Annotated in this window: 20 protein-coding genes; 12 read left to right on the top strand and 8 right to left on the bottom strand. The window is 64.2% G+C overall.

Going from position 1 to position 24,905, the window contains the following annotated elements:
* Positions 1–86: 86 nt before the first annotated feature.
* From BHMPCIPO_RS29410 to BHMPCIPO_RS29390, 5 genes are all read right to left on the bottom strand, one after another.
* Complete coding sequence (locus tag BHMPCIPO_RS29410; protein ID WP_173520370.1) at positions 87–3,368, bottom strand: adenylate/guanylate cyclase domain-containing protein; 3,282 nt, start codon at positions 3,366–3,368, stop codon at positions 87–89.
* Between the two features lie 252 nt (positions 3,369–3,620).
* Positions 3,621–3,881 (bottom strand): hypothetical protein, encoded by a 261-nt coding sequence (locus tag BHMPCIPO_RS29405; protein WP_173520369.1) that lies wholly within the window; start codon positions 3,879–3,881, stop codon positions 3,621–3,623.
* A 33-nt stretch (positions 3,882–3,914) separates the two neighbouring features.
* Positions 3,915–4,109, bottom strand: a complete 195-nt coding sequence (locus tag BHMPCIPO_RS29400; RefSeq protein ID WP_173520368.1) for a hypothetical protein — start codon at positions 4,107–4,109, stop codon at positions 3,915–3,917.
* Between the two features lie 82 nt (positions 4,110–4,191).
* Positions 4,192–5,130, bottom strand: coding sequence for a 4-hydroxy-tetrahydrodipicolinate synthase (gene dapA / locus BHMPCIPO_RS29395; RefSeq protein WP_173520367.1), 939 nt, complete (start codon positions 5,128–5,130; stop codon positions 4,192–4,194).
* Positions 5,131–5,142: 12 nt separating this feature from the next.
* A complete protein-coding gene (locus tag BHMPCIPO_RS29390) occupies positions 5,143–5,637 on the bottom strand; it encodes a hypothetical protein (protein WP_173520366.1) in 495 nt (164 codons plus the stop codon).
* A 301-nt stretch (positions 5,638–5,938) separates the two neighbouring features.
* Here BHMPCIPO_RS29390 and ilvD point away from each other — a divergent pair, with 301 nt between their 5' ends.
* Positions 5,939–7,777 carry a dihydroxy-acid dehydratase gene (ilvD, locus tag BHMPCIPO_RS29385; protein ID WP_173520365.1) on the top strand — a complete coding sequence of 613 codons (1,839 nt, stop codon included), beginning with the start codon at positions 5,939–5,941 and terminating at the stop codon, positions 7,775–7,777.
* Between the two features lie 160 nt (positions 7,778–7,937).
* On the top strand, positions 7,938–8,366 hold the full coding sequence (locus BHMPCIPO_RS29380) for a lipocalin-like domain-containing protein (protein ID WP_173520364.1): 429 nt from the start codon (positions 7,938–7,940) through the stop codon (positions 8,364–8,366).
* 21 nt (positions 8,367–8,387) lie between these two features.
* Here BHMPCIPO_RS29380 and BHMPCIPO_RS29375 read toward each other — a convergent pair whose 3' ends face one another.
* Positions 8,388–8,792, bottom strand: a complete 405-nt coding sequence (locus tag BHMPCIPO_RS29375; protein WP_173520363.1) for a GFA family protein — start codon at positions 8,790–8,792, stop codon at positions 8,388–8,390.
* A gap of 327 nt (positions 8,793–9,119) precedes the next feature.
* Between BHMPCIPO_RS29375 and BHMPCIPO_RS29370 the strand changes: the two genes are divergently transcribed.
* Positions 9,120–9,584 carry a MarR family winged helix-turn-helix transcriptional regulator gene (locus BHMPCIPO_RS29370; RefSeq protein ID WP_173520362.1) on the top strand — a complete coding sequence of 155 codons (465 nt, stop codon included), beginning with the start codon at positions 9,120–9,122 and terminating at the stop codon, positions 9,582–9,584.
* Positions 9,585–9,601: 17 nt separating this feature from the next.
* Here BHMPCIPO_RS29370 and BHMPCIPO_RS29365 read toward each other — a convergent pair whose 3' ends face one another.
* Positions 9,602–10,048 carry a MarR family transcriptional regulator gene (locus BHMPCIPO_RS29365; protein WP_173520361.1) on the bottom strand — a complete coding sequence of 149 codons (447 nt, stop codon included), beginning with the start codon at positions 10,046–10,048 and terminating at the stop codon, positions 9,602–9,604.
* A gap of 61 nt (positions 10,049–10,109) precedes the next feature.
* Here BHMPCIPO_RS29365 and BHMPCIPO_RS29360 point away from each other — a divergent pair, with 61 nt between their 5' ends.
* The 4 genes from BHMPCIPO_RS29360 (at position 10,110) to BHMPCIPO_RS29345 (ending at position 14,447) form a co-directional block, all read left to right on the top strand.
* Positions 10,110–10,832: a DUF899 domain-containing protein gene (locus tag BHMPCIPO_RS29360; RefSeq protein WP_173520360.1), complete on the top strand. Its 723-nt coding sequence runs from the start codon at positions 10,110–10,112 to the stop codon at positions 10,830–10,832.
* A gap of 126 nt (positions 10,833–10,958) precedes the next feature.
* Positions 10,959–11,435 carry a DUF1579 domain-containing protein gene (locus BHMPCIPO_RS29355; RefSeq protein WP_173520359.1) on the top strand — a complete coding sequence of 159 codons (477 nt, stop codon included), beginning with the start codon at positions 10,959–10,961 and terminating at the stop codon, positions 11,433–11,435.
* Positions 11,436–11,563: 128 nt separating this feature from the next.
* Entirely contained in the window at positions 11,564–12,331 is a 768-nt protein-coding gene (locus BHMPCIPO_RS29350) for a VOC family protein (protein WP_173520358.1), read from the top strand.
* Positions 12,332–12,635: 304 nt separating this feature from the next.
* The gene (locus tag BHMPCIPO_RS29345; RefSeq protein WP_173520357.1) at positions 12,636–14,447 is read left to right on the top strand and encodes a diguanylate cyclase; all 1,812 of its coding nucleotides are present in this window, start codon (positions 12,636–12,638) and stop codon (positions 14,445–14,447) included.
* On the opposite strand, the gene BHMPCIPO_RS29340 is transcribed toward BHMPCIPO_RS29345, so the two are convergent.
* On the bottom strand, positions 14,419–15,330 hold the full coding sequence (locus tag BHMPCIPO_RS29340; protein ID WP_173520356.1) for a LysR family transcriptional regulator: 912 nt from the start codon (positions 15,328–15,330) through the stop codon (positions 14,419–14,421). The genes BHMPCIPO_RS29345 and BHMPCIPO_RS29340 overlap by 29 nt on opposite strands.
* A 132-nt stretch (positions 15,331–15,462) precedes the next feature.
* Here BHMPCIPO_RS29340 and BHMPCIPO_RS29335 point away from each other — a divergent pair, with 132 nt between their 5' ends.
* The 5 genes from BHMPCIPO_RS29335 to BHMPCIPO_RS29315 all read left to right on the top strand — a co-directional run bounded on the left by BHMPCIPO_RS29335 (position 15,463) and on the right by BHMPCIPO_RS29315 (position 24,705).
* Complete coding sequence (locus BHMPCIPO_RS29335) at positions 15,463–16,497, top strand: aldo/keto reductase (protein WP_173520355.1); 1,035 nt, start codon at positions 15,463–15,465, stop codon at positions 16,495–16,497.
* Between the two features lie 163 nt (positions 16,498–16,660).
* Positions 16,661–19,987 carry a transglutaminase family protein gene (locus BHMPCIPO_RS29330; RefSeq protein ID WP_173520354.1) on the top strand — a complete coding sequence of 1,109 codons (3,327 nt, stop codon included), beginning with the start codon at positions 16,661–16,663 and terminating at the stop codon, positions 19,985–19,987.
* Positions 19,988–22,396 (top strand): circularly permuted type 2 ATP-grasp protein, encoded by a 2,409-nt coding sequence (locus tag BHMPCIPO_RS29325; protein WP_173520353.1) that lies wholly within the window; start codon positions 19,988–19,990, stop codon positions 22,394–22,396. It abuts the gene before it with no gap.
* Between the two features lie 12 nt (positions 22,397–22,408).
* Positions 22,409–23,287 carry a transglutaminase family protein gene (locus BHMPCIPO_RS29320; RefSeq protein WP_173520352.1) on the top strand — a complete coding sequence of 293 codons (879 nt, stop codon included), beginning with the start codon at positions 22,409–22,411 and terminating at the stop codon, positions 23,285–23,287.
* A 176-nt stretch (positions 23,288–23,463) separates the two neighbouring features.
* Entirely contained in the window at positions 23,464–24,705 is a 1,242-nt protein-coding gene (locus BHMPCIPO_RS29315) for a VWA domain-containing protein (RefSeq protein ID WP_173520351.1), read from the top strand.
* Positions 24,706–24,905 lie beyond the last annotated feature (200 nt).

The following is a 24,905-nucleotide window of genomic DNA, read 5'->3' as shown; positions in this document are numbered from 1 at the left end:
CGCCTGTGGCAGGGCGGGCGCTTTCTCTCCGGCAAGCTATGCGCGGCAATGCAAAGGCGGACGCTGCGCCCCACGCAACGGAAATGTCAGTCAAGAAACGGCAGAATCATCAACGCCTCAGGATCGAGACCATGTTGCGCACATATGTCTCGCGCCAAGGCGAAGTACCTTTCCGCTGCATCGAGATCGCCGGCGTCCAGGCAGAGCGTCGCCAAGCCATCATAACACGGAAACAGGAGCTGCGCCTCTTGCGTTTCTCCGCAAAGATCGAGCGCTTCCTGATAAAGGCTGCGGGCGACATCCGGCCGGCCATGACACTGATGGATCTGGCCGAGCACCAGCAGCGACACCGGCAGATGGTCGCGCTGGTCGAGTTCCCGGTCGATCGCGATCGCGCGCTCGGCTGCCGGCATTCCATCCGGCGCACAGCGGTCGGTGAAGGTGCAATAGGCGACCGCAAGGTTGGCGAGCAGACGCGCCTGGAAACCAAGGTCGCCGATGCGCCTGGCCATGTCGAAACCACAGCGGCATACCTCGATTGCACGTTTCGGATCGGTGATCGCGTAAAGCACCGCCAAATTGGTGTAGCCGCGACAGGCGGCATTCAACAGGTTCGCGCCTTCCGCCACCGCGACACTTCGCTCGACGATACCGATCGCTTCGGCGCTGCGGCCAAGGCGGGCCAGCGTCACGCCCTTGGTGTTCAGCGCTTCGGCCTTGACCCGCATCGCCTCCCGCTCGGTCTCCGGGTTGTCCGGGGTATAGGCCGCAATGCGATCCAGAGCGTCGTCCGCCGCCTTGAGGGCGCCGGCATAGTCGCCCATGCGGAAGGCGAGGTGGCCGCATTCCTGTGAAAGATGCGCACCTTCAATCGGCGCGTTCGCGCCTTCGAGCAGTTCGGCGGCTGCGGCGAAGGAAGCCAACGCCTCGTCACGCCGCCCGGCTTCCCACAGATGATGACCGAATTTGCGCCGGATCCGTGCCGATGCAACCCGGTCGCCCGTGGCGCCGTAAATCTCAAGAAGCGCGCCATAGTGCTGAACCGCCGCCTCGCGCTTCCCGGTCGGCCCCAGGAGATCGGCGACGCGTTCGCGTGCGGCCAGCCATTCAGGCCCCTCCTCGCCGGTGGCCGCCAGCGCCGCCATGGCCTGTTCATAGAGCCGGATGGCATCGTCATTGGCGTAGAGCGCCCGCGCCCGGTCTCCGGCCGCGATCAGGTAACGAGCGCCCTTGGCCTTGTGTTCGGAGAGGCCGAAATGGTGGCCGAGCAGCGCCATTTCCTCGAGCCGTTCGGTATCCTCGCCGAACCGGCGCTCCAGCACTTTGCCGATCAACGCATGCTCGTCCGTGCGCCGGCTGAGCAGCAGGTTGTTGTAGACCACCTCCTGCAACAGCGTCTGGGTAAACCGATAGGTCTGCGTGCCCAGGAACCCGCCGCCGTTGCTGGTCTCTTCGATGATCTCCGCGTCGCAGAGCAGATCGAGAACCGCGTCCACCGGCGTGGGCCCCGAAACCGCTTGCAGCAGATCCGCATCGAAACGCGGCCCGATCACCGCAGCGTGATGCAGCAATCGGCGGGCGTCCGGCGGCAGCCGATCGACGCGGCCGAGCAGCATCGCCTCGATGGTTACCGGAATCTCGGCCGCCACCTCACGCTCCACCACCCGCCAGGCCGAGCCGACCTGCTGCATGGCGGAAACATCGATCAGGCCACGCACGATTTCCTCGATGAACAGAGGATTGCCGCCGGCCCGCGCCAATATGCGGCCGGCGAGCGCGTGATGCAGCCCGTCCCCGCCGAAGAAGGCCGCAAGCAGCCGCCGCCCGTCGGCTTCTGAAAGCGGCGCGAGGCGCAGCGCGGTCAAGCTTGTACGGCCCGGCTTCAGCCGATCGGCATCGGCGTCGGGCCGCTGGGTGGTCAACAGCATCAACGGGTTGGCTTCCATCCGGTCGAGGACGAAGGACACTGCCTCGAGCGAGGCAGCGTCAGCCCAATGCAAGTCCTCGATCACGAGCAGCAAGGGCGTTCGTGACAGGCGCCGTTCAAATATCGCCCTCACCGCCGCAAAAAGCTGCCGGCGCATCTGTTCCGGCTCCACATGGCGCAACAGCTCATCCTGGGAACTCATGCCCAGAATCCGCAGGAACAGCGGCACCAGCTGTTCGAGCTTATCCTGCGCAAAGCCGATCTCGGCCAGTCCGGCGGCAAGCAGCTCTGTCGTCCGCTGCAGGCTGTCGCTCATCGTGATCCCATAGGCACCGCGCAACACCGCCGCGAGAACGCCATAGGACGGCTCTCCGAGCGAGGAACTGCCGGCGCGGCGAACGACGACGTTCGAAAAGCGCGGATCGGCGGCCACCCGTTCGAGAAATTCGTTGACCAGCCGCGACTTTCCGAGCCCAGCCTCTCCCGTCAGCCGCACGAGTTGCGCCGCCCCGCCGCAGGCGAGCTCAAGGCAATCAGCGAGGCGCTTCATCTCCGTCTCGCGCCCGATCAGCGGCGCGCCGAGCCCCAGCGCCTCGAGACCACGTGCCCGGCGCGGCGCCTCCAGCGACTGCGTCAGCCTGTAGACCTCGACGCTGCCCGCCTTGCCGCGCAGCGTCATCGCGCCAAGCGCCTCGTAGACAAAGGCGTGGCAGGTCAATCGATAGGTTACCGGTCCGACGAGGATCTCCCCAGGCCCTGCCAGCGATTGCAGCCGCTGCGCCGTATTGACTGCGTCGCCGGTCACCGAATAGCCCTTGCCCTCCCCGGCGCCCAAATGCCCCGCCACGACCGTTCCGGTGTTCAGCCCGATATGGAGGTCCAGTGGCTCGCCGATCCGCCGCTGCCAGCGCTCGCCGACCCGCCTTGCCCGGCCAGCCATGTCGAGCGCGGCACGAAGCGCCCTCTCGGGGTCGTCTTCGTGCGCCACCGGCGCGCCGAACAGGGCAAGCAGCGCGTCGCCGATGAATTTATCGACGAAGCCGCCGTAAGCCTCGACCGCTTCGGTCAGTTCTTCGAAGAGTTCGTTCTGGAATGCCCTGAGGACTTCCGGGTCCACCTGTTCGCTGAGACCGGTAAAGCCACAGAGGTCGGCGAAGAGAATGGTGGCGGTGCGGCGGTCGGCGCCCGCCTCCTCCGGCAAAAGCGGTGCGAGCGCCTCTCTGCCGGATCGCCCCGGAGGCTTCTGCACCGCCGCCGGTCGCGAAATCGTCGGCTTTACCGGGGCCGGGGCTGCAAGCCTGGTGCCGCAGGTGGGGCAAAACGAGAAGTGTGGCGGACAGAGTGCGCCGCAACCGGGGCACGGGCTATGCTGCTTGGCACCGCAATTCGGGCAAAACGCAAACCCGTCTTGAATCTCACAACCGCACTCGTGGCAGTTCATCGAGGGCGAACCTTCGGACGAGCCCCGGATCGCACGGCAAGCGCTGTGCCAACCGGGGCATGGTGGCTTCAAAAGAATGAACCTGCGCCAACTGCTTTGCAAGCAACAGCAAAAATCTCGGTGGAAGACCGCCGGTGCCGCCTCGTCCAAGGCTCTGCCACGCCTCGTCTCCGACGGCAGTTTCCCGATCGGTCAGTTGGGGCTTACGGATGAGCGACGATGCATCATCGGCAATGTCAGTCTCGGGCGCGGTCAGGAATGGACGCGGCCCGCCTTTGGTGGGCGTGAAAACGTATCGAGATCGATGGCTGCACCTTCCGGCGCGCGGCATACCTCTTCCGGATGCCTGTCGCTGGCCTCGACCGCGAAGTGGATGGCCGCCGTCTCGCTGGTGAAGAGGCCGCCGACGACCCCTTTGCGATCGGAAACGACCCACCAGCCGTGCCGGTCACGGCCGACGACGAAACGTGCGCGTGCGCGAAGACCGCGCCGGATCTGCTGCGTACTGCCCATGATGGAATGATCCTCGTTGATGGGAAGGAAGACTTAACCGGCAATCCACGAAATGGCGGCCTGAATGCCATAGGCGAGGCCAAGGACGATACCGAGGCGGATGCCGATGCCGAGAAAGGCGTCGCGGACCGCGCCGTCGTTATCGCGGCGGTTCTCGATGTTTTCGTTGGCTTGGGCGCGTCGGCGCGATTCGGCCTGAGCGGCCAGATGCGGCAAGCGTGAAATCATCTGTCTCCTTTAGACGTAATTTCCGGCCGCCCGCTGATCCCCCCATTGCGGGAGCGCCACAGACGGAGATCGTTCAGGGAACTCAGCTCGCGAGCGTGATGCGGACGCCACGGCCGATGTGAGTGGAGGACGGAAATTCGGTGAGCGGCTCGAGAGCCGCACGAATCTCCGCCGCCGTTTCAGGCGCAACCGGGGTCAGCGGCAACCGCACATCCGGGCGGAGCGCGCGCACCAGATGCAGCGCATATTTGATCGGTCCCGGATTGGTCTCGCGCTCCAGCGCCACCAGCAACGGCCTTAGCCGTTCATGGATGCCAAGCGCAGCGCCTGCGTTCCCGGTTTTGATCGCCTGATGCATCCCCACCACCAGCCGCGGAACGACATTGGACGCGACCGAAATGGTGCCGTGACCGCCACAGAGATTGAACGGCAGCGCCGTCTGGTCATGGCCGGAGAACGGGTGAAGGCGGCTCTTCAGCGCAGCAGGCAGGAACAGGATCCGCCCGATGTCGCCGGTTGCATCCTTGATGCCGATAATGCCCGGAAGCTCTGCCAGCCGTTCGAGCGTGCGCGGCATGAGATCGACGCCGGTGCGCGAAGGGACGTTATAGACGATGACGGGCAGGTCGACAGCCTTCGCGACTGCCTCGAAGTGGCGGTAGAGCCCCTCCTGCGACGGCTTGCTGTAATAGGGCGCAACGATGAGCGCCGCATCGGCGCCAAGCGCCTTGGCTTCCGCCGTCAGCGCGATCGTCGTCTCGGTGCTGTTGGTGCCGGTGCCGGCGATGACCGGCACCTTCCCCTCGGCGACCTCGACGTAGCGCTCGATCACCACGGCCCGCTCGGTGCGCGACAGCGTCGGCGCCTCGCCGGTGGTACCGCAGGCGACGAGGCCGGAGATGCCGTGGCGAATCTGCCATTCGACCAGCGACATCAGGCCGACGCTATCGATCTTGCCGTCACGAAACGGCGTGACGAGCGCCGTGATCGCCCCTTCGAGGCGCAGCGAATGCATGCTCATGAATGTAATCCTTCAGGTGGAAAACTGGCCGCGCCCGACGGCACCGGCGGCAAGCTGGTAGCCGCGGCAGGAACGCAGGAAGGCGCCAAGGATCGCAGTTGCCAGATCGGGATGCCGTGCCTTGAACGTGACCCGGCCGGCACCCGGTGGCTGATAGCGCAGCGTACAGGTCCAGAGCCCGAGTTCGTGGCTGAGCCTGCGCAGGCAAAGTTTTGCCTCGGTCGTGGACGTCAGGTGGATGACCGCGTCGACCAGGGCATCGGCCGCCATCAAATCGCGGAACCGGCGCGACGGCCACTCGTCCACGGCGAGACCGGGCAGTTCCCGGATTACGCGGACAGCTTCCCAGACGTGATGCTCACGCAGCCGGCGAACGGCCGTCAACCGCAGCAGCAGCGCCTCCAGTTCATCCGCATTCGCTTCGACAGTATCGGGCCGCTGACGCAAACCTGGCCCGGGAAGGAGGCTCCGAGCATGACGGCGCAGGCTGAAATCGTGAAGAGACATGGAACTCATCCGCATTCGATGAGGAGAGCCTAGCTGCACCAGACGTCCGGATTCGATTCCGACTTCGGGCGCCTGGCATAAGATTTCCGTAAAGCTTCCCGATCGGCGCTGTCCAAGACATCCATGCGCGGCTAGATTGACCTTCGGAGGGACTAAAACCCCGTGAAACGCAGACGCGCGGCGTCGAAATAATCTGACGCAAAAGATGACGTGCACGCAATTTTGCGCTAGGTAGCCCCTTCTGTGGCGATAAGGATCGCCATGTTTCGAGCAATGCCCCCTGTCCGTGAAGGAACATGCCATGCCTGCCTATCGCTCACGTACCACCACCCACGGCCGTAACATGGCCGGTGCCCGCGGCCTCTGGCGCGCGACGGGCATGAAGGACAGCGATTTTGGCAAGCCGATTATTGCGGTGGTGAACTCGTTCACCCAGTTCGTGCCGGGCCACGTGCACCTCAAGGATCTCGGCCAGCTCGTCGCCCGCGAAATCGAGGCGGCCGGCGGCGTCGCCAAGGAATTCAACACGATCGCCGTCGACGACGGCATCGCCATGGGTCACGACGGCATGCTCTACTCGCTGCCGTCGCGCGAGATCATCGCCGACTCGGTCGAATACATGGTGAATGCCCACTGCGCTGACGCCATGGTCTGCATCTCGAACTGCGACAAGATCACGCCCGGCATGCTGATGGCGGCGCTCCGCCTCAACATCCCCGCGGTCTTCGTCTCCGGCGGCCCGATGGAAGCCGGCAAGGTCGTGCTGCATGGCAAGACGCATGCGCTCGATCTGGTCGATGCCATGGTCGCCGCGGCCGACGACAACGTCACCGACGAGGACGTCAAGGTCATCGAGCGCTCCGCCTGCCCGACCTGCGGCTCCTGCTCCGGCATGTTCACCGCCAATTCGATGAACTGTCTCACCGAAGCACTGGGCCTGTCGCTCCCCGGCAACGGCTCGACGCTGGCAACCCATGCCGACCGCAAGCGCCTCTTCGTCGAAGCCGGCCATCTGATCGTCGATATCGCCCGCCGCTACTACGAGCAGGAAGATGAAAACGTCCTGCCGCGCAGGATCGCCTCCAAGCAGGCGTTCGAAAACGCCATGGCGCTCGATATCGCCATGGGCGGCTCGACCAATACCGTGTTGCACATCCTCGCCGCCGCCTACGAAGGCGAGGTCGATTTCACCATGGACGATATCGACCGGCTCTCGCGCAAGGTTCCGTGCCTGTCGAAGGTCGCGCCCGCCAAGAGCGACGTGCACATGGAAGACGTGCACCGCGCTGGCGGCATCATGTCGATCCTCGGTGAGCTGGACAAGGGCGGGCTCATCAACCGTGATTGCCCGACGGTTCACAGCACCACGATCGGCGACGCCATCGACCGCTGGGACATCACCCGCACGACGAGCGAAACGGTGCGCAACTTCTTCCGCGCGGCTCCTGGCGGCATTCCGACCCAGGTCGCCTTCAGCCAGGAGGCGCGCTGGGACGAACTGGACACCGACCGCGAAAAGGGCGTCATCCGCTCCGTCGAACATCCCTTCTCCAAGGACGGCGGCCTCGCCGTCCTGAAGGGCAACATCGCGATCGACGGCTGCATCGTGAAGACCGCCGGGGTCGACGAGAGCATCCTGAAATTCTCCGGTCCGGCGCGCGTCTTCGAAAGCCAGGACGCATCGGTGAAGGCGATCCTCGGCAACGAGATCAAGGCCGGCGACGTCGTCGTCATCCGCTATGAAGGCCCGAAGGGCGGCCCGGGTATGCAGGAGATGCTCTATCCGACGAGCTACCTGAAATCGAAGGGCCTCGGCAAGGCTTGCGCCCTGATCACCGACGGCCGCTTCTCCGGCGGCACCTCCGGTCTTTCGATCGGCCACGTTTCGCCGGAAGCGGCCAACGGCGGCACGATCGGCCTGGTGCGCGAAGGCGACATGATCGACATCGACATCCCGAACCGTACCATCAGCCTGCGCGTCGACGAGGCGGAGCTTGCCAGCCGCCGCGCCGAACAGGATGCCAAGGGCTGGAAGCCGGCCGAACAGCGCAAGCGCAAGGTGACGACGGCGCTCAAGGCCTACGCCGCCTTTGCAACCTCCGCCGACCGCGGCGCGGTGCGCGACCTCGGCGAACGCTGAGCCGTAAGCAAGCTACGACGCCAAAAGGCTCCCGCGCTCCGGGAGCCTTTTTTCTTGGGCTGGTTTTGCGCTCGCCCGGCCGCGTTCAATACTGCGGCCTCCTTTGCCGGATGAAGTGTATCTGCTACTTTAGCCAACCCTAAGGTTAAGGGGGTGGATCATGGCAAGCACATCCGAACTGCTCGGCACGTGGAAGATGCTCTCCTGGAAGCGCGAGGTTGTCGCCACCGGCGAAACCAGCGACGCCATGGGCGCCGATCCGATCGGCTACCTCTCCTACAACCGGGATGGCCGCGTCAGCGCCGTCGTGGTGAAGCGCGACCGCCCGAAACTGAAGGGGCCCGTGCCGACGGACGACGAAAAGGCGGCGCTCTTCGATACGATGCTCGCCTATGCGGGAACCTACACGCTGGAAGACGGTCGGATCATCCACCACCTGGATGCGGGCTGGAATCCGGCATGGGGCATGTCCGATCTCATCCGCCCCTTTTTCGTGGAGGGCGACAAGCTGGTGATCTACGGCGCACCGGCCATCGACCCCAGGACCGGCGAGGAGGTCACATACCATCTCGAATTTCGCAGGCTTTGACCGACGACCGATTTCCAGGCGTCAGAGATGGCGCGTCTCAGCTGGCGCGTGGAACCAGTTGTTGTTGCGTCCGTCCATGTATTGCACCGGCGCCTCGGCGAGCACCGCCGGATCGAGGTCGTCGAGGCAGGCGACGTTGACCGAGTAGTAAGCACCACCGATTTCCTCGATATAGCCATGGCCGAAAGCGGCAACGCCGCAGGTCTTGCAGAAGCGGTGATGCACGCTATCGCTGCCGAACTGGTAATCGGCGATATTGGCCTCGTCGCATTGCAGGCGAAAATCGTCGGGCTTGACGACCGCGCCCCAGTAGCGCCGCTTCCAGCAGATCGAGCAGTTGCACTTGCCGGTGCCGGCATCGAGGTCGACATCGGCCTCATAGCGGATATTTCCACAGTGGCAGCTTCCCTTATAGGTCAGTTTCATCGCCGTTCCTCCTGCTTGCCGAACCCCGATGGGTCTGTTTAGCGCCTGTCCAGAATGACAGCATGCTGTCATGACGGGCCTGCTCAGTGCATTTGCCATATTGACAATATGTTGTCAATATCGAATGAGATCTGGATCCACCGATCAGCAATGGCCGAACCTCTGCAGACCGTAGATCTCAATCCACTGTAAACCGAAGCATGGCAAGTTCCCTCCATGTACGCTTGCCGCGCTCACCTCTCCTTTGCTGAGACGGCTTGTCGACATCAACGTAAACTGACAATATAATGTCATATTAGTGCATCCAGAAAGAGGTGACGTGTCAACATGAAGGACCCTGAACGGACGCCCGCCGGCGACGCCTTTGCCGAGTTTTCGATAACGGCGCTGCGGCTTGCCGGTCCGCTGACGCAAGCGGGTGACGCGCTTGCCAAACCTTCCGGACAGACGAGCGCGCGCTGGCAGGTGCTGGCCGCAGCAAACCATGCGCCCATGTCGGTCGCCGATGCGGCACGCGCACTCGGGCTCGCACGCCAGGGCGTGCAGCGCATCGCCGACCTGTTGGAAGCGGACGGCCTGATTACCTACAGGGACAATCCGACCCACCAGAGGGCAAAGCTCATGGTCCTGACGGCGGCCGGCGAAACGGCACTGCACGAGATCAAGGAGCGGCAGGCAGCCTGGGCAGACAGGCTCGGCGCCGAGTTGGGCGAAAGACGCCTGCGACAGGCCTCGGCCCTGATGGCGGAGATCATCGAAGTCCTCAGGGAACGATCCTCAGCCGCAGATTAGCCCCTCAGCAACCCCGTTCAAGCCAGCGCCAGGAGATCCGCGCGCAGCCGGTGCGGCCCCCCTTCGCCAAGCACCGGATCGAGCGCCTCATGCAATGCCTTCCAGATGGGAAGGGCACGCGAAAGCAGCGCTTCGCCCTCCTGCGTCAGCCGCAATCGCCGTGTCCGCCGGTCCTCCGGGTCAGGAAAGCTCTCGACCAGGCCGCGCCGTTCCAGGGGCTTCAGCGCCGCGGTCAGTGTCGTCCGATCCATGGCAAGCAGCGACGCAACCGACCCCATGTTCGGCGGCGCCGGACGGTTGAGCGACATCAGCAGGGAGAACTGCCCGTTGGTGATATCGAGGGGCCGCAGCGCCTCATCGAACCGGCGGGCTATGGCGCGAGCGGCACGCTGCACATGCAGACAGAGGCAGGTATCTTTCACATGCAGGGTGGTCTCGAACGGAATTGACGGCATCTTTGACATGGCTGATTAATGTTGATATCAACGTAATTAGTCAAGTGCAACGTTGGAAGGAGGAACGGGCATGAGACAGGACCACGCAGTCGTATCGCCTCAGGAGTGGTTGAAAGCGCGCAGGGAACTGCTCGCGCTGGAAAAGGAACACACCCACGCACGCGACAAGGTCAATGCTGCCCGGCTGGCGCTGCCCTGGGTGAAGATGGAAAAGACCTATGTTTTCGACACTTTGGCCGGGCGCAAGTCGCTGTCCGAACTCTTCGACGGCCGTAGTCAATTGATCGTCTACCATTTCATGTTCGGCCCCACCTGGGAGGCCGGCTGCCCCGGCTGCTCCTTCCTGGCCGATCACTTCGCCGGTATGCTACCGCATCTCAACCACCATGACGTGACGCTGATCGCTGCATCGAATGCACCGCTTGCGAAGATCGAAGCCTATAGAAAGCGCATGGACTGGCACTTCCCATGGGTCTCGGCTGCGGGCAACGGGTTCAACCACGACTTTCACGTCGCCTTTTCTCCGGACGAACTCGCAAGCGGCAAGGTCGCCTACAATTTCACCGAGATCGACAGCGCCAACGCGCATGAAGAACTGCCCGGGCTGAGCGCCTTCCAGAAAGGCGAAGATGGCGCGATCTATCACACCTATTCGTCCTATGCCCGCGGTCTCGAGGAACTGATCGGCACGCTGATGCTGCTCGATCGCGCGCCGAAGGGCCGCAACGAAGACGGCACGATGAGCTTCGTCCGGCGCCACGACGAGTACGAACAGGAACGCAAGGCAGGCTAGACGGGCGACATTCGTGCAGGCGGAACCTTTCGCCTGCGAAAGCGTTTCGTGAGCGCTCGCGCGTCAAGCCGAAGATCTGCGCCCGCCAAAAATGATCTGCGCCCACCACAAAGGACAAGCAAAACTGTGAGAGCAGAACCGGAAGAAGCGCATCGCTGGCTCGAACAAATGCTGGGCGACTGGCAGGTTCGCACCTCTGGGCCGGGCAACGAAGCCGATGGAAGCGGCCCCTGGAGCGAACATGTTCGCTCGCTTCAGGGCCTCTGGATCGTCTGCGAAGGTCAGGGAACGATGCCGGGCGGCAACTTTGGCGAGACGCTCATGACGCTCGGCTACAATCCCGAGACAAAACGCTACGTCGGCACCTGGATCGGCTCCATGCTGACCCATATGTGGGTCTATGACGGCGAACTGGATGCGGACGGCAGGTCCCTGTCCCTCTATTGCGAGGGACCGGATTTCGAGAATCCCGGCAAGACCGCGCGGTACCGGGACATCATCACGCTCATCGACCAATCCCGGCGCCTGCTGACTGCGCAGGTGCAGGCACCGGACGGCAGTTGGAAAGACATGATGACGGCTGAATACGTACGCCGGGATTGAACGCGGGTTGGGCGATCTGTCCTTGGTCTTCCTGCCGCGCCGCTAAAACCTCATCCGACGACGATCCATTCGAGCATGCAACCAAGCGGCGCAAGACGCGCCGCGCCAAAGCAAACTGGAGCAAGGCAATGGCAGATCACGGCAAATTCGTTTGGTATGAATTGATGACGACGGACATGGCCGCGGCGGAAACGTTCTACAAGGACGTCGTCGGCTGGAGTGCCCGCGATTCCGGCATGTCCGGTATCAGCTACACGCTGTTCAGCGTCGGCGAACTGCCGGTCGCCGGTCTGATGACCATGCCGGAAGGCGCGCTCGAAATGAAGGTGCCCCCTGCCTGGCTCGGCTATGTCGGCGTCGACGATGTCGATGCGACCGCCGCCAAGATTGCGGCCAAGGGCGGGAAGGTTCACCGTGCGCCCGATGATATCCCGGGCATCGGGCGTTTCGCGGTCGTTACCGACCCGCACGGCGCCGTGTTCGCCATCTTCAGGGGAACAGGCGAGCCGCCGCCGGCCACCGATCCGATGGCGCCGGGCTTGGTCGGCTGGCATGAGCTCGCGTCCGGCGACCTCGATACCGCCTTCCCCTTCTATGCCGAGCTCTTCGGCTGGACGAAGGACAAGGGCATGGACATGGGCGAGATGGGCACCTACCAGATTTTTGCCCATGGCGGCGCCCCGATCGGCGGGATGATGACCAAGCCGAAGGAAGTGCCTGCGCCCTATTGGCTCTACTACATCAACGTGCCTGCGCTCGACGCGTCGATCGAGCGCATCCAGGCCGGTGGCGGAAAGGTCGTGCTCGAGCCGATGGAGGTGCCCGGCGGCGCCTGGATCGTTCAGGCGCTCGACCCGCAAGGCGCGCTTTTCGCGCTGGTCGCGCCGAAGCGCTGAACCGGCCGTACGTATCGCCAACCGACAAGCGTTCGCAGGAAACAGGGCCCGCCTCCCTTGGGAGGCGGGCTTCATTCAATCCGACGGGTGGAGCGCGCTGGCGAACCGCTGCCCTGCGCCGCACGCATCCCTCGGTTGCGGCGCAACCCCTGGTAATTCAGGGTATTTCAAGCTTATTTAACACCTTATACGATAACAGGGGCAACGAGCACACTGATTTCGGATGGGTTTCTTGTCGCACGACAAGAATTGTCGCGACAGCCAAAGTGATGAGCGGCGACATGGGTGGAGCAACTTCGCGTAAATGAAGAGCAAAGGCGGCAGCCATACGCCCCCAGAGACGGGCGTTGCGAAAGCGCGTACCGCAAAGGCGCTGCGCCGCAAGCTCCAATGGCTACTCGCCATCGTCGTCGCCTGTACCGGTGTGCTCGCGACCGAAATCATTGTCGCCTCCTATAGCGATTTCGTCATCGCCCGCCGCAACCTGATCGAAGTCTTGGCGTTCTGCCGCGTGCTCGACGCCGCAAACTATCTCTCGGCCGAGCGCGGACCTTCCAATGGCGTGCTCGGCATCGGCGTGGCGCCCGGTTCACCGGTCCAGGCCCGCCTTGCCGAGTTTCGCGCCCGCAGCGACGAGGCGCTCGCAAAGCTCACCGAAGACATCGACAATGCCAGCCGCACGGAGCCGGCCGGTGCCCTCTCCCCCATTCTCGTCGAAGTCCGCCGCCGCCTGGTGCTGGCGCGCGCCGAGGTCGACCGCATTGCCGCACTTCCGCCCGAACGACGGGACCTGACAGAAATCCAGGCAACGATTGAGGCGATGTTCAGCGTCATCGATGCCATTCGCCCGGCAATCGACTGGAACGTTCAACGCCTGACCAACACCGACCCGAACCTTGCCGGCATTGCGCTTGCGGCACAGATGCTCGCCAATCTGCGCGAAGACGGCGGCCGCCTCGGCTCACAGGTCATGGCCCCGGTTGCCGTCGGCCAGCCGCTCGAAGCGAAGAACATCGCCGACAGCGAGCGTACGCGCGGCAGGCTGCAGGAAACCTGGTCCATTGTCGGCAAGCCCGGTGCCCTTCCCGGCCTGAAACCGGCCAATATCGCAGATCTCGCCAGGATCGACCGCGAGTTCTTCGGCGAAGGATTTGCAATCATCGACAGCATCGTCGCGATCGGCAGACATTCGGGCGCTTACCCGATGACCGCGGAGCAGCTGACTGACCGCTTCGTCCCGAAGATGAAGCCGCTCGAGGATCTTCGCCGCGCCTTCATGGATGCGACCGTCGAGCGGCTCGCGGTGAACAAGACGCGGGCTTCGGTCAAGCTGGCGGTCGCCAGCCTCGCGACCTTCGCCCTGTTCCTGGTCCTGCTGGTTCTGATGCGCCGCGCCCGCTCGCTGGTCTTCGAGCCGCTGCTCATTGCACGCCATAGCATCATCGAACTCGCCAACGACCGCCCGATCGCGCGTCTTCAAGGCAAGGGCGGCGAAGGCGAGATGGGGCGCTTGTTCGATGCGATCGACGTGCTGCGCAAACGCCTCGACGAACGCGCGCTGTTGATGCGGCACCTCGAACGCCAGGCCGAAACCGACGAACTGACCGGCTTGCTCAACCGCCGGGCCCTGGAGCTCATCGGTGGCGCTGAAGACGCTGCCGATAGCAACCAGGATGCCTGTCTGATCCTGATGGACATCGACCATTTCAAGCAGATCAACGATACCCACGGTCACTTGGTCGGCGACATCGTGCTCAAGGAAACCGCCCGCATCATCCGCAACTCCGTGCGCAACTCCGATCTTGTCGCCCGTTTTGGCGGCGAGGAGTTCGCGATCATCACCCCGGGCGACAGCATCGAGTCGGCCCTTGCACTTGCGGAACGGATCAGGGCCAATCTCGCCCATGAACCGATCGTCGTTGCGGGCGGACAGGAGCTGAACGTCACCGCCAGCTTCGGCGTGGCCGAGGGACGAACCGCAAACGGCGGCTGGAAGCACCTGATCGAGGATGCCGACACAGAGCTCTATCGCGCCAAGTCGGAGGGTCGCAATCGCGTCTGCGGCCGTCCTGCGGACCTTGCCCCCTTCACAAAGACGAAATCCGCGCGCGCGTAGCCAGAAAGTCGAGCACGACCCGCACGCGGGCAGGCAGAGCCCCGCCCGGACCGTGGAACACGGCGTGGAAGGCTTCGGTGTCGCCGGGGTTCAAGTGTTCGGCGACCGGCAGCAGCCGGCCGGCCTCGATATCCTCTCTGACCGTGAAGGTCGGCAGCCGGGCGAGGCCCACGCCCGCAAGCGCGAGCCGGCGCAAACCCTCGCCATCACTCACCCGCACCCGTTCCGTCGGCGGCAGAGCGATCCGTTCTGCATTCGAAAGGAGCGGCCAGCCATCGAGCGCCCGAACGTAGCTGTGGCTCAGCCGGTTATGCGCCTCGATATCCCCTATGGTCTGAGGCACGCCGAAACGATCGAGATAGGATGGGGCGCCGACGATCGTCATCGAGGTGCTGCCGAGCTTGCGGGCAATCAGGCTCGATGTCTTCAGCGGGCCGGCGCGCACGGCGATATCAACCCGCTCCGCCATCAGATCGACGACGGCGTCCGTCTGCAGGATATCGAGGGAGACCGACGGAAACGCCGCCAGGAATTCGGGCAGCACCGGCATCAGCGCATGCGTCGCATAGGAAGCGCTGACATTGAGGCGGACCCGGCCCTCCGGCGTCTCGCCGGCACCGGCCGAGCGCTCCGCTTCGTCGATGTCGGCGAGGATCCGCACGGCCCGCTCATAAAAGGCGCAGCCTTCCGCCGTCAATTGCAGCCGCCGCGTCGACCGGTTGACGAGCCGGACACCAAGCCTTTCCTCCAGTCGCTGGACGAGTTTGCTGACGGCCGACGGTGTCATGCAGCAGACCTTGGCCGCGGCCGAGAAGCCGCCAAGCTCCACCACCTTGGCAAAAACCGCCATCTCCCCCGAACGATTGACCGTCAAGCGCGACATGTGACTTCAACTCACAAATGATGTTCCTTCGTGAGATCTACATCGCAAATGAACCCAACACCACCTTCTCCTTGAAGCGAGCGCCGGCGCCCGGCGTCTCGCACGAACGAAGCCAACGAGGAGCTTGCAGACATGGAATACAGACGGCTTGGATCATCGGGACTGAAGGTGCCGGCCTTGAGCTTCGGCGCAGGAACCTTCGGCGGCAAGGGGCCGCTCTTCAGCGCCTGGGGCAACAGCGACGCAGCCGAAGCGCGACGCCTGATGGACATTTCGCTGGAGGCCGGTGTCAATCTCTTCGACACGGCCGACGTCTACTCGGACGGTGCCTCCGAGACCGTACTCGGTGCCGCGATCAAGGGAAGGCGTGATGCCGTCCTGCTCTCCACCAAGATCGCGCTGCCGATGGGCGATGGCCCGAACGATGCCGGCACATCGCGTTCGCGCCTGTCGAAAGGCGTCGACGACGCGCTCAAGCGGCTCGGCACCGACTATATCGACCTCCTGCAACTTCACGCCTTCGACGCGGGGACACCGGTCGAAGAGGTGCTCTCAACGCTCGATGGCCTCGTTGCCGCCGGCAAGCTGCGCTACGTCGGCGCCTCCAATTTCGCCGGCTGGCAACTGATGAAATCGCTGGCCGTCTCCGAGAAGCACGGCCTCGTCCGCCATGTCGCCCACCAGGTCTACTATTCGCTGGTCGGACGCGACTACGAGTGGGAACTGATGCCGCTTGCGGCCGATCAGGGCGTCGGCGCGCTTGTCTGGAGCCCGCTCGGCTGGGGCCGTCTCACCGGCAAGATCAGGCGCGGCCAGCCCTGGCCGGAGGGCAGCCGCCTGCACGATACCGCGGCCTTCGGCCCGCCGGTCGACGACGAAAAGCTCTACGACGTCGTCGACGTGCTCGATCAACTCACCGAGGAGACCGGCAAGACGATCCCGCAGATCGCCATCAACTGGCTGCTGCAGCGCCCGACCGTCTCGAGCGTCATCATCGGCGCCCGCAACGAGGAGCAGCTTCGACAGAATCTCGGCGCCGTCGGCTGGTCGCTGTCGCTGGAGCAGATCGCCCGCCTCGATGAGGCAAGCAAGACGACGCCGGCCTATCCCTATTTCCCCTATTATCGCCAGGAGGGCTTTGCGCGGATCAACCCGCCGATCGTCTGACCGGCATAACGCCCGCCTTTCGCACGCCCCGCCCAGGCGTGCGAAAGTATTGCGGCGCCTCGATTTTCCTCACGCGCTTTCGCGCTTGCATTCTCGATTTGCATTGCACAAACTTCGTGGCGATGGGGGCGCCAGACCTCCCACGAAGGGGACCAAATCCGGCATGTCGATCAAGGCCAGCATCTATCACCTAACCCACTACACCTATGACCGTCCCGTAAGGCTGTCGCCGCAGATCATCCGGCTGAAGCCTGCGGCCCATTCCAAGACCAAGGTCATCAGCCACTCGCTGAAGGTTTCGCCCGCCAATCATTTCGTCAACCTGCAGCAGGATCCCTACGGCAACTACCTTGCCCGCTTCGTCTTTCCCGATCCGGTCAGCGAACTGAAGATCGAGGTCGATCTCGTCGCCGACATGACGGTCTACAATCCCTTCGACTTCTTCGTCGAGGAGGAAGCCGAGCATTGGCCCTTCCCCTATCCGGAAGACCTCAGCGACGACCTCAGGATCTACATGACGTCGGAGCCGGTCGGGCCGGCGCTTGGCGCCTTCCTCGCGACGGTCGACCGCTCGCGCCAGCGCACCGTCGACATGGTCGTCGGGCTCAACACGCGCCTGCAGCAGGAGATCGGCTACGTCATCCGCATGGAGCCCGGCGTACAGACGCCGGAGGAGACGCTGACTTCGGCCCGCGGGTCCTGTCGCGATTCGAGCTGGCTTCTCGTCCAGATCCTGCGCAATCTCGGTTTCGCCGCCCGCTTCGTCTCCGGCTATCTCATCCAGTTGACCCCCGATCTGAAGGCACTCGACGGCCCCTCCGGCACTGACCACGACTTTACCGACCTGCATGCCTGGGCCGAGGTTTACCTGCCGGGCGCCGGTTGGGTCGGGCTCGACCCGACCTCCGGCCTCCTGACCGGCGAAAGCCACATCCCGCTTGCCGCCACCCCGCATTTCCGCAACGCCGCGCCGATCTCCGGCGGTTTCTTCGGCGACCCCGAAACCCGCACCGATTTCGCCTTCGATATGAAGGTAGCGCGGGTCGCCGAACACCCGCGCATCACCAAGCCCTTCTCCGACGAAAGCTGGGACGCACTGAATGCGCTCGGTGAGAAGGTCGATCAGGTGCTCCAGGAAAACGACGTCCGGCTGACGATGGGCGGCGAGCCGACCTTCGTCTCGATCGACGATTTCGAGTCCGAGGAATGGAACACCGCCGCCGTTGGCCCGACCAAGCGCGAAAAGGCGGACGCGTTGATCCGGCGCCTGCGCGAGCGCTTCGCCCCCGGTGGCTTCCTGCATTACGGCCAGGGCAAATGGTATCCCGGCGAAAGCCTGCCGCGGTGGACCTTCTCGCTCTATTGGCGCAAGGACGGCGTACCGATCTGGCGCCGCCCCGATCTCATCGCCGAGGAGGCGAGCAGCCACAATGTCACCGAGAGGGACGCCGAACGCCTGCTCCAGGCAATCGCCGACGAGTTGGACCTTGCCGCCGACATGGTCGTGCCCGCCTTCGAGGATCCGGCCGAATGGTTGCTGAAGGAGGCGAACCTCCCCGACAATGTCGACCCGGCCAATTCCAAGCTCAAGGATCCGGAAGAACGCAGCCGCATGGCGCGTGTCTTCGAGCGCGGGTTGACGACGCCCACGGGCTACGTGCTGCCGGTGCAGGCCTGGAACGCCCGTGCATCGGGACGGAAGTGGATGAGCGAAAAGTGGAGCACCCGCCGGGGTCGTCTCTTCCTCGTGCCCGGCGACAGTCCCGTCGGCTATCGCCTGCCGCTCGGCGCCCTGCCCTATATCGCGCCCTCCTGGTTCCCCTACATCAACCCGGTCGATCCGACAGTGCCGCGCGACGGCCTGCCCGATTTTTCCGAAGAGATCAGCCGGCCGCAGCAGGCGCGTTTCCAGCCCTCGGAGGTTCCGGAAACCCCGCTGCCGGTGGCGCGCGACGAGATCGCCGGCCTGGTGCGCACTGCCATCAGCGTCGAGCCGCGCGACGGTCGGCTTTGCGTCTTCATGCCGCCGACGACGAGCATCGAGGAGTATCTCGACCTCATCGCGTCTGCGGAACGGGCTGCCGCCAACGTCGGCCTGCCCGTCCATATCGAAGGCTATGCCCCGCCGCAGGATGAGCGCATCAACGTCATCCGTGTTGCGCCGGACCCCGGCGTGATCGAGGTCAACATTCATCCCGCATCGCACTGGCGCGATTGCGTCGACATCACCACCGCGATCTACGAAGAGGCGCGCCAAAGCCGGCTTGGTGCCGACAAGTTCATGATCGACGGGCGCCACACCGGCACCGGCGGCGGCAATCACGTGGTCGTCGGCGGCGCCAATCCCAATGACAGCCCGTTCCTGCGCCGTCCGGACCTCTTGAAAAGCGTCGTGCTGCACTGGCAGCGGCACCCGTCGCTCTCCTACCTGTTTTCGGGCCTCTTCATCGGCCCGACTTCGCAGGCGCCGCGCATCGACGAGGCCCGGCATGATTCGCTCTACGAGCTCGAAATCGCGCTCGCACAGGTGCCGATGCCGGGCTCGGCGACTGCGCCTCCCCTGCCCTGGCTCGTCGACCGTCTGTTCCGTAACCTGCTCGTCGACGTGACAGGGAATACGCACCGGGCGGAAATCTGCATCGACAAGCTGTTTTCGCCTGACGGGCCGACCGGGCGTCTGGGCCTCGTCGAGTTCCGCGGCTTCGAGATGCCGCCGAACGCCCGCATGTCGCTCGCCCAGCAATTGCTGGTGCGCGCCCTCATCGCCCGCTTCTGGAAGCATCCGATCGACGGCCGGTTCGTGCGCTGGGGCACGGCGCTGCACGACCGCTTCATGCTGCCGCACCACGTCTGGCAGGATTTTCTCGAAGTGCTCGCCGACCTCCGCGCCCACGGCTTCGACTTGAAGCCGGAATGGTTCGAGGCCCAGCTCGAGTTCCGTTTCCCCTTCTGCGGCGAGGTCGAATATCAAGACGCCAGGCTCGAAATCCGTCAGGCGCTCGAACCTTGGCACGTGATGGGCGAGCAGGGGGCGATCGGCGGCACCGTGCGCTATGTCGACAGTTCGGTCGAGCGCCTGCAGGTCAAGCTCGATACCGCCAATCCCGAGCGCTATGCGGTTGCCTGCAACGGCCGGCCGGTACCGTTGACGCGCACCGGCTCCAACGGCTCGGCCGTTGCCGGCGTGCGCTACAAGGCCTGGCAGCCGGCCTCGGGCCTGCATCCGGTCCTGCCGGTCAACACTCCCCTCACATTCGACATTTATGATACATGGTCGAATCGGGCGATTGGCGGATGCGTCTACCATGTCGCCCATCCGGGTGGGCGAAGCTACGATACGTTTCCAGTCAACGGCAACGAGGCCGAAGCGCGGCGCCTGGCGCGGTTCGAGCCCTGGGGTCATACGTCAGGAGGTTACCCGCTTCGCCCGGAAAGCCCGTCTATGGAATTCCCGATGACGCTTGATCTCAGGCGTCCGCCAGGAGCGTAAATGGCGAAAAAGCTGACAGCCGCCGCGAACCATCGGGGCACCGACGACGATCCGGTCTTCGGCTACCGCGCCCTTCCTGGTATCGCCGACGAGATGCTCGACCGGGAGGGCAATGTCCGCCCGGTCTGGCAGCGGCTGCTCGCGACGCTCGGACGGCTCGACGAAACGGAACTCGCCAACCGCTTCGCCCGCGCCGACCGCTACCTGCGCGACGCCGGCGTTTTCTACCGGGTCTACGGCGCCAAGGAGAGTACCGACCGAAGCTGGCCATTGTCCCATATCCCAGTCCTGATCGACGAGAAGGAATGGGCGACGGTTTCGCAAGGGCTCGTCCAGCGCGCCGAGCTTCTGGAGAAGGTGGTTGCCGACATCTATGGCGAGAACCGGCTGGTGCGCGAGGGGCTGTTGCCGCCGGCGCTGGTCGCCTCCAATCCGGAATTCCTGCGGCCGCTCGTCGGCGTGAAGCCGGCCGATGGTCACTTTCTGCACTTCGTCTCCTTCGAAATCGGCCGCGGGCCCGATGGCAACTGGTGGGTCCTTTCGGACCGCACCGAAGCGCCCTCCGGGGCCGGCTTCGCGCTGGAGAACCGGGTCGCGACCACGCGCGCCTTCTCCAATCTTTATGCCGAAACCCACGTACACCGATTGGCCGGCTTCTTCGGCGAATTCCGCGATGCGCTCCAGAGTCGCAAGCTGCATCCGGACGACCGCATCGCCGTGCTTTCGCCCGGCATCGCGAACGAGACCTATTTCGAACATGCCTATATCGCCCGCTATCTGGGCTTCATGCTGCTCGAAGGCGAGGACCTGACGGTGGTCGGCGGCCGGGTGATGGTACGCACAGTCGCCGGCCTCAAACCCGTGGGCGTGCTCTGGCGCCGCCTTGACGCGGCCTTCGCCGACCCGATTGAACTGAACCAGTCCTCGCATATCGGCACGCCCGGCATCGTCGAGGCGCTTCGCGCCGGCTCCGTCTCGATCGTCAACGCGCTCGGAACCGGCATCGTCGAGACACGCGCCTTCCTCGCCTTCATGCCGGCGATCTGCCGCCACCTGCTCGGTGAGGAGCAGCAGCTGCCCTCGATCGCCACCTGGTGGTGCGGCCAGCCGGGCGAGCGAGAACAGGTCGCTGCCAATCTCGATCGCATGGTCATCGGCCCGGCCTATGCGACGCGCCCCTTCTTCGATGACAACGGCCAGTCCGTGCTCGGCGCAACGCTCGGCGAGGAGGCTCGCGCCTCGATCGCCGATTGGCTTGGCACCGAAGGCGGCAAGCTCGTCGGCCAGGAGGTCGTCACGCTTTCGACTACCCCGGCCTGGGTTCGCGGCCGGTTGACGCCGCGCCCGATGAGCCTGCGCGTCTTCGCGGCACGGACCCGCGACGGCTGGCAGATCATGCCCGGCGGTTTCGCCCGCATCGGCTCCGGCGACGATGTGGCCGCCATCGCGATGCAGGCGGGAGGCACCGCCGCCGACGTCTGGATCGTCAGCGACCGTCCGGTGGAACGCACGACTTTGCTTCCGGCGGAGGAGAGCTTCACCCGCAACATGCCCGGGAGCCTGCCGAGCCGGGCGGCCGACAACCTCTTCTGGCTCGGCCGTTACATCGAGCGCGCCGAAGGGGCGCTGCGCATCCTGCGCGCCTGGCACGGTCGCTTCGCCGAAACCGCCGATCCGGACCTGCCGCTCCTGAGGGATGTCAGCGACTATCTCGCCGCGCTCGACATCGACACGCGCCAGCCGGTGCCCGACAGCCTGCTTGCCAATATTGCCAGCGCCCTCTTCAGCGCCGGCAACATCCGCGACCGGTTCTCGCCGGACGGCTGGCTGGCGCTGAACGACCTGTCGCAGACGGCGCGCAAGTTCCATGCGACGGTGCAGGCCGGCGACGATGCGACCCGCGCGATGACCGTGCTTCTGCGCAAGCTCGCCGGCTTTGCCGGTCTCGTGCACGAAAACATGTACCGCTTCACCGGCTGGCGCTTTCTTTCGATCGGCCGCTATCTCGAGCGTGGCCTGCACATGACGCGGCTGCTCGGCCATATGTCGGGACCGGATGCGCCTGACGGCGCCTACGATATGCTGCTCGAGATCGGCGACAGCGTCATGACCCACCGCCGGCGCTACAATGTCAGCACCGCCGCATTGACCGTAACGGACCTGTTGGCGCTCGACCCGCTCAACCCGCGCTCGGTGCTCTACCAGTTGAACGAGATCAAGACCGAGGTGGAATTGCTGCCGAACGCTTTCGTCAATGGGCAGATGTCGCCCTTCTATCGCGAGGCGATGCGCCTGCATTCTGGCCTTGCGGTGATGACGCCGGAAGCCATGACTCTCGGCGTTTACAATCGGTTGGAGCGGGATCTCGAAGGCCTGTCCGACCTGCTCGCGCGAACCTATCTCGGCTAAGGGGCGCGACCATTGCTTTACGATATCAGCCTGAAGATCACCTATGACTACGAAGTGCCGGTCTCCGGCGGTCGCCACCTCGTGCGCGTCATGCCGGCAACCCTTCAGGGCCGCCAGCGTCTCATCGTCGGTTCGTTGAGCTGCCAGCCGATGCCGGCCGAGCGCGCCGAAAGCATCGACTTTTTTGCCAACCCGTTCACGTCGATCCTCTTCCGCTCCTCCCATGCCGATCTGACGATCCGCATGCAGGCGCGCGTGCAGGTGGAGCCACAGCCGCTGACGGCGGATTTCTCGCCTCATCTCGCCGGCCTGCCGGCCGAACTCGCCGCCTGCTGGTCGGTCGACGCCGAGGCGCCACACCACTTCACCGGGCCAAGCCCGCTCCTGCCGGAAGTCCCCGAAATTGCCGCCTACGCGCAGGATATCGTCACCGACGCCATGACGGTCCGGCAGATCGCCATCGCCGTGTGCGAGCGCATCCACCGCGATTTCACCTATGACGGCGAGGCAACCACGGTGAACACGACACCGGGTGAGGCGTACAAGCTGAAGCGCGGCGTCTGTCAGGACTTCGCCCATGTGATGATCGTGGCACTGAGAAGCCTCGGCATCCCCGCCGGCTATGTCAGCGGCTTCCTGCGGACAATCCCTCCGCCCGGCAAGGAGCGCCTCGAGGGTGCCGATGCCATGCACGCCTGGGTGCGGATCTGGTGCGGCACCACAGGCGGCTGGTTCGAACTCGATCCGACCAACAATATTCCGGCGGGAACCGACCATATCGTCGTCGGCCACGGCCGTGATTACGGCGACGTCGCCCCCGTCATCGGGGTCCTGAAGAGCTATGGCAGCCAGACGACGAAGCAGGCCGTGGACGTCATTCCGGTGCCCTGATCCGATTTGGTACAGGCCATTCCCGTTTCCGGACAAGGCCACAATTGCGGAACCCTCTGTAAGCACTGGTTTTCCTGAGTTCCGTTAAAATTGCAGCGATTGCCGCAACGATATCGTAAGCCATCGACGCTATTTGTGCCCCAAGCTTGCAACGTGTTCCTCTGGGGTGTGCAAAGATGGGAAGACGATACACTGTAGGCCGGTCCCTTGTGGCGATGCTCAAGGACCGGGGTGGTAATTTCGGTATCATGGCGGCGCTTGCGACGCCTTTGCTGCTGGCGGCCGGCGGCGTCGCCATCGACTTGGCCAGCATGATGACGGCCAAGAACCAGATGCAGGATGCAGCCGACGCGGCGGCGCTCGCGGCGGCCTCCTCTCTGGTCTCAAAGGATCCGCCAACGATCGCCAAGGCAAAGGAAATTGCCGCGGCCTTCCTCAAGACGCAGTCGGGCGGCACCGCCGTCGACGTTCCCGGCGGGAACGATCAAAGCGGCACGAGCTCGTTGGCCAAGACCGCTTCGGCGGACGCGTCGACGGGCAGCCAGCCGACCATTGACATCATTGAAAGCACCAATGGTCCTACCGGCAAGGCCTACAACGTCACCGTCCTGAACAAGCAGACGTTCCAGTTCAACGCGATGACACGCCTGCTCGGGAAGACATCAATCGACATCGAAACCCGTGCCACCGCAGAAAGCGCGACAGAGAGCAAGAATGCGCTCTCGATGTATCTGGTGCTCGATCGCTCCGGCTCGATGGCCTGGAAAACCAATACGCTGAACGCCACGAAGACATCCTGCCCGAACTACACAGAGTCGAATTGGGGCAGATATCCAAACCTGGCAGCAACCAGCCCCTGCTATGTAACCAAGATCGACGCGCTGAAGACCGCCGTCAGTGATCTGCTCAAGCAGCTGAACACCGCCGACCCGAGTAGTTTGTATGTCCGCACCGCGGCTGTTTCCTACAACTCCGCACAGGATGCGGCGGGCAACCTCAATTGGGGCACGACCGGAACCTCCACCTATGTGAACGCCCTTATCGCGACCGGCGGCACCGCATCGGGTAACGCGTTCAAGACAGCCTACAGCCGCGTAGCGGCGACGACCGAGGATACGGCCCACAAGGCCAAGAACGGTCAGGTCCCGACAAAATACATCGTCTTCATGACCGACGGCGCCAACAACAACACGAGCGACGACACGACAACCCTGGCGTGGTGCGACACCGCCCGAAAGAACAACGTGCAGGTCTACACCGTCGCCTTCATGGCGCCCGATCGCGGCAAGGCCTTGCTGAAGTCCTGCGCCACAACCGAGGCAAATTACTTCCAGGCGGAAGAAGCCGCCGATCTGATCGCAGCCTTCAAGGCGATCGGCGAAAAAGCCTCGGCCATGGCTACCCGCCTGACGAAGTAAAACGTCAGAACCTGCATCCTTCAAGCCGCCCGGTCACGCCAGGCGGCTTTCGCGTTTAGGTATTGCGGCTCCGTTCCGCCAGCGAGTTCCGTAGCTTGAGACAATTCTAATCCATTTAAAAACATCTGTTGCAAGCGCTTCGGATCGATGCATAAATTGCCCTATCCCCGGTCGGTTCCGGCCTGCGACCTCCCAACGCA

The sequence above is a fragment of the Ensifer sesbaniae genome, from assembly GCF_013283665.1.
Lineage (GTDB): Bacteria > Pseudomonadota > Alphaproteobacteria > Rhizobiales > Rhizobiaceae > Ensifer > Ensifer sesbaniae.
The sequence above is the reverse complement of the archived record's forward strand: the minus strand, read 5'-3'. Positions and strand labels throughout refer to the sequence as shown.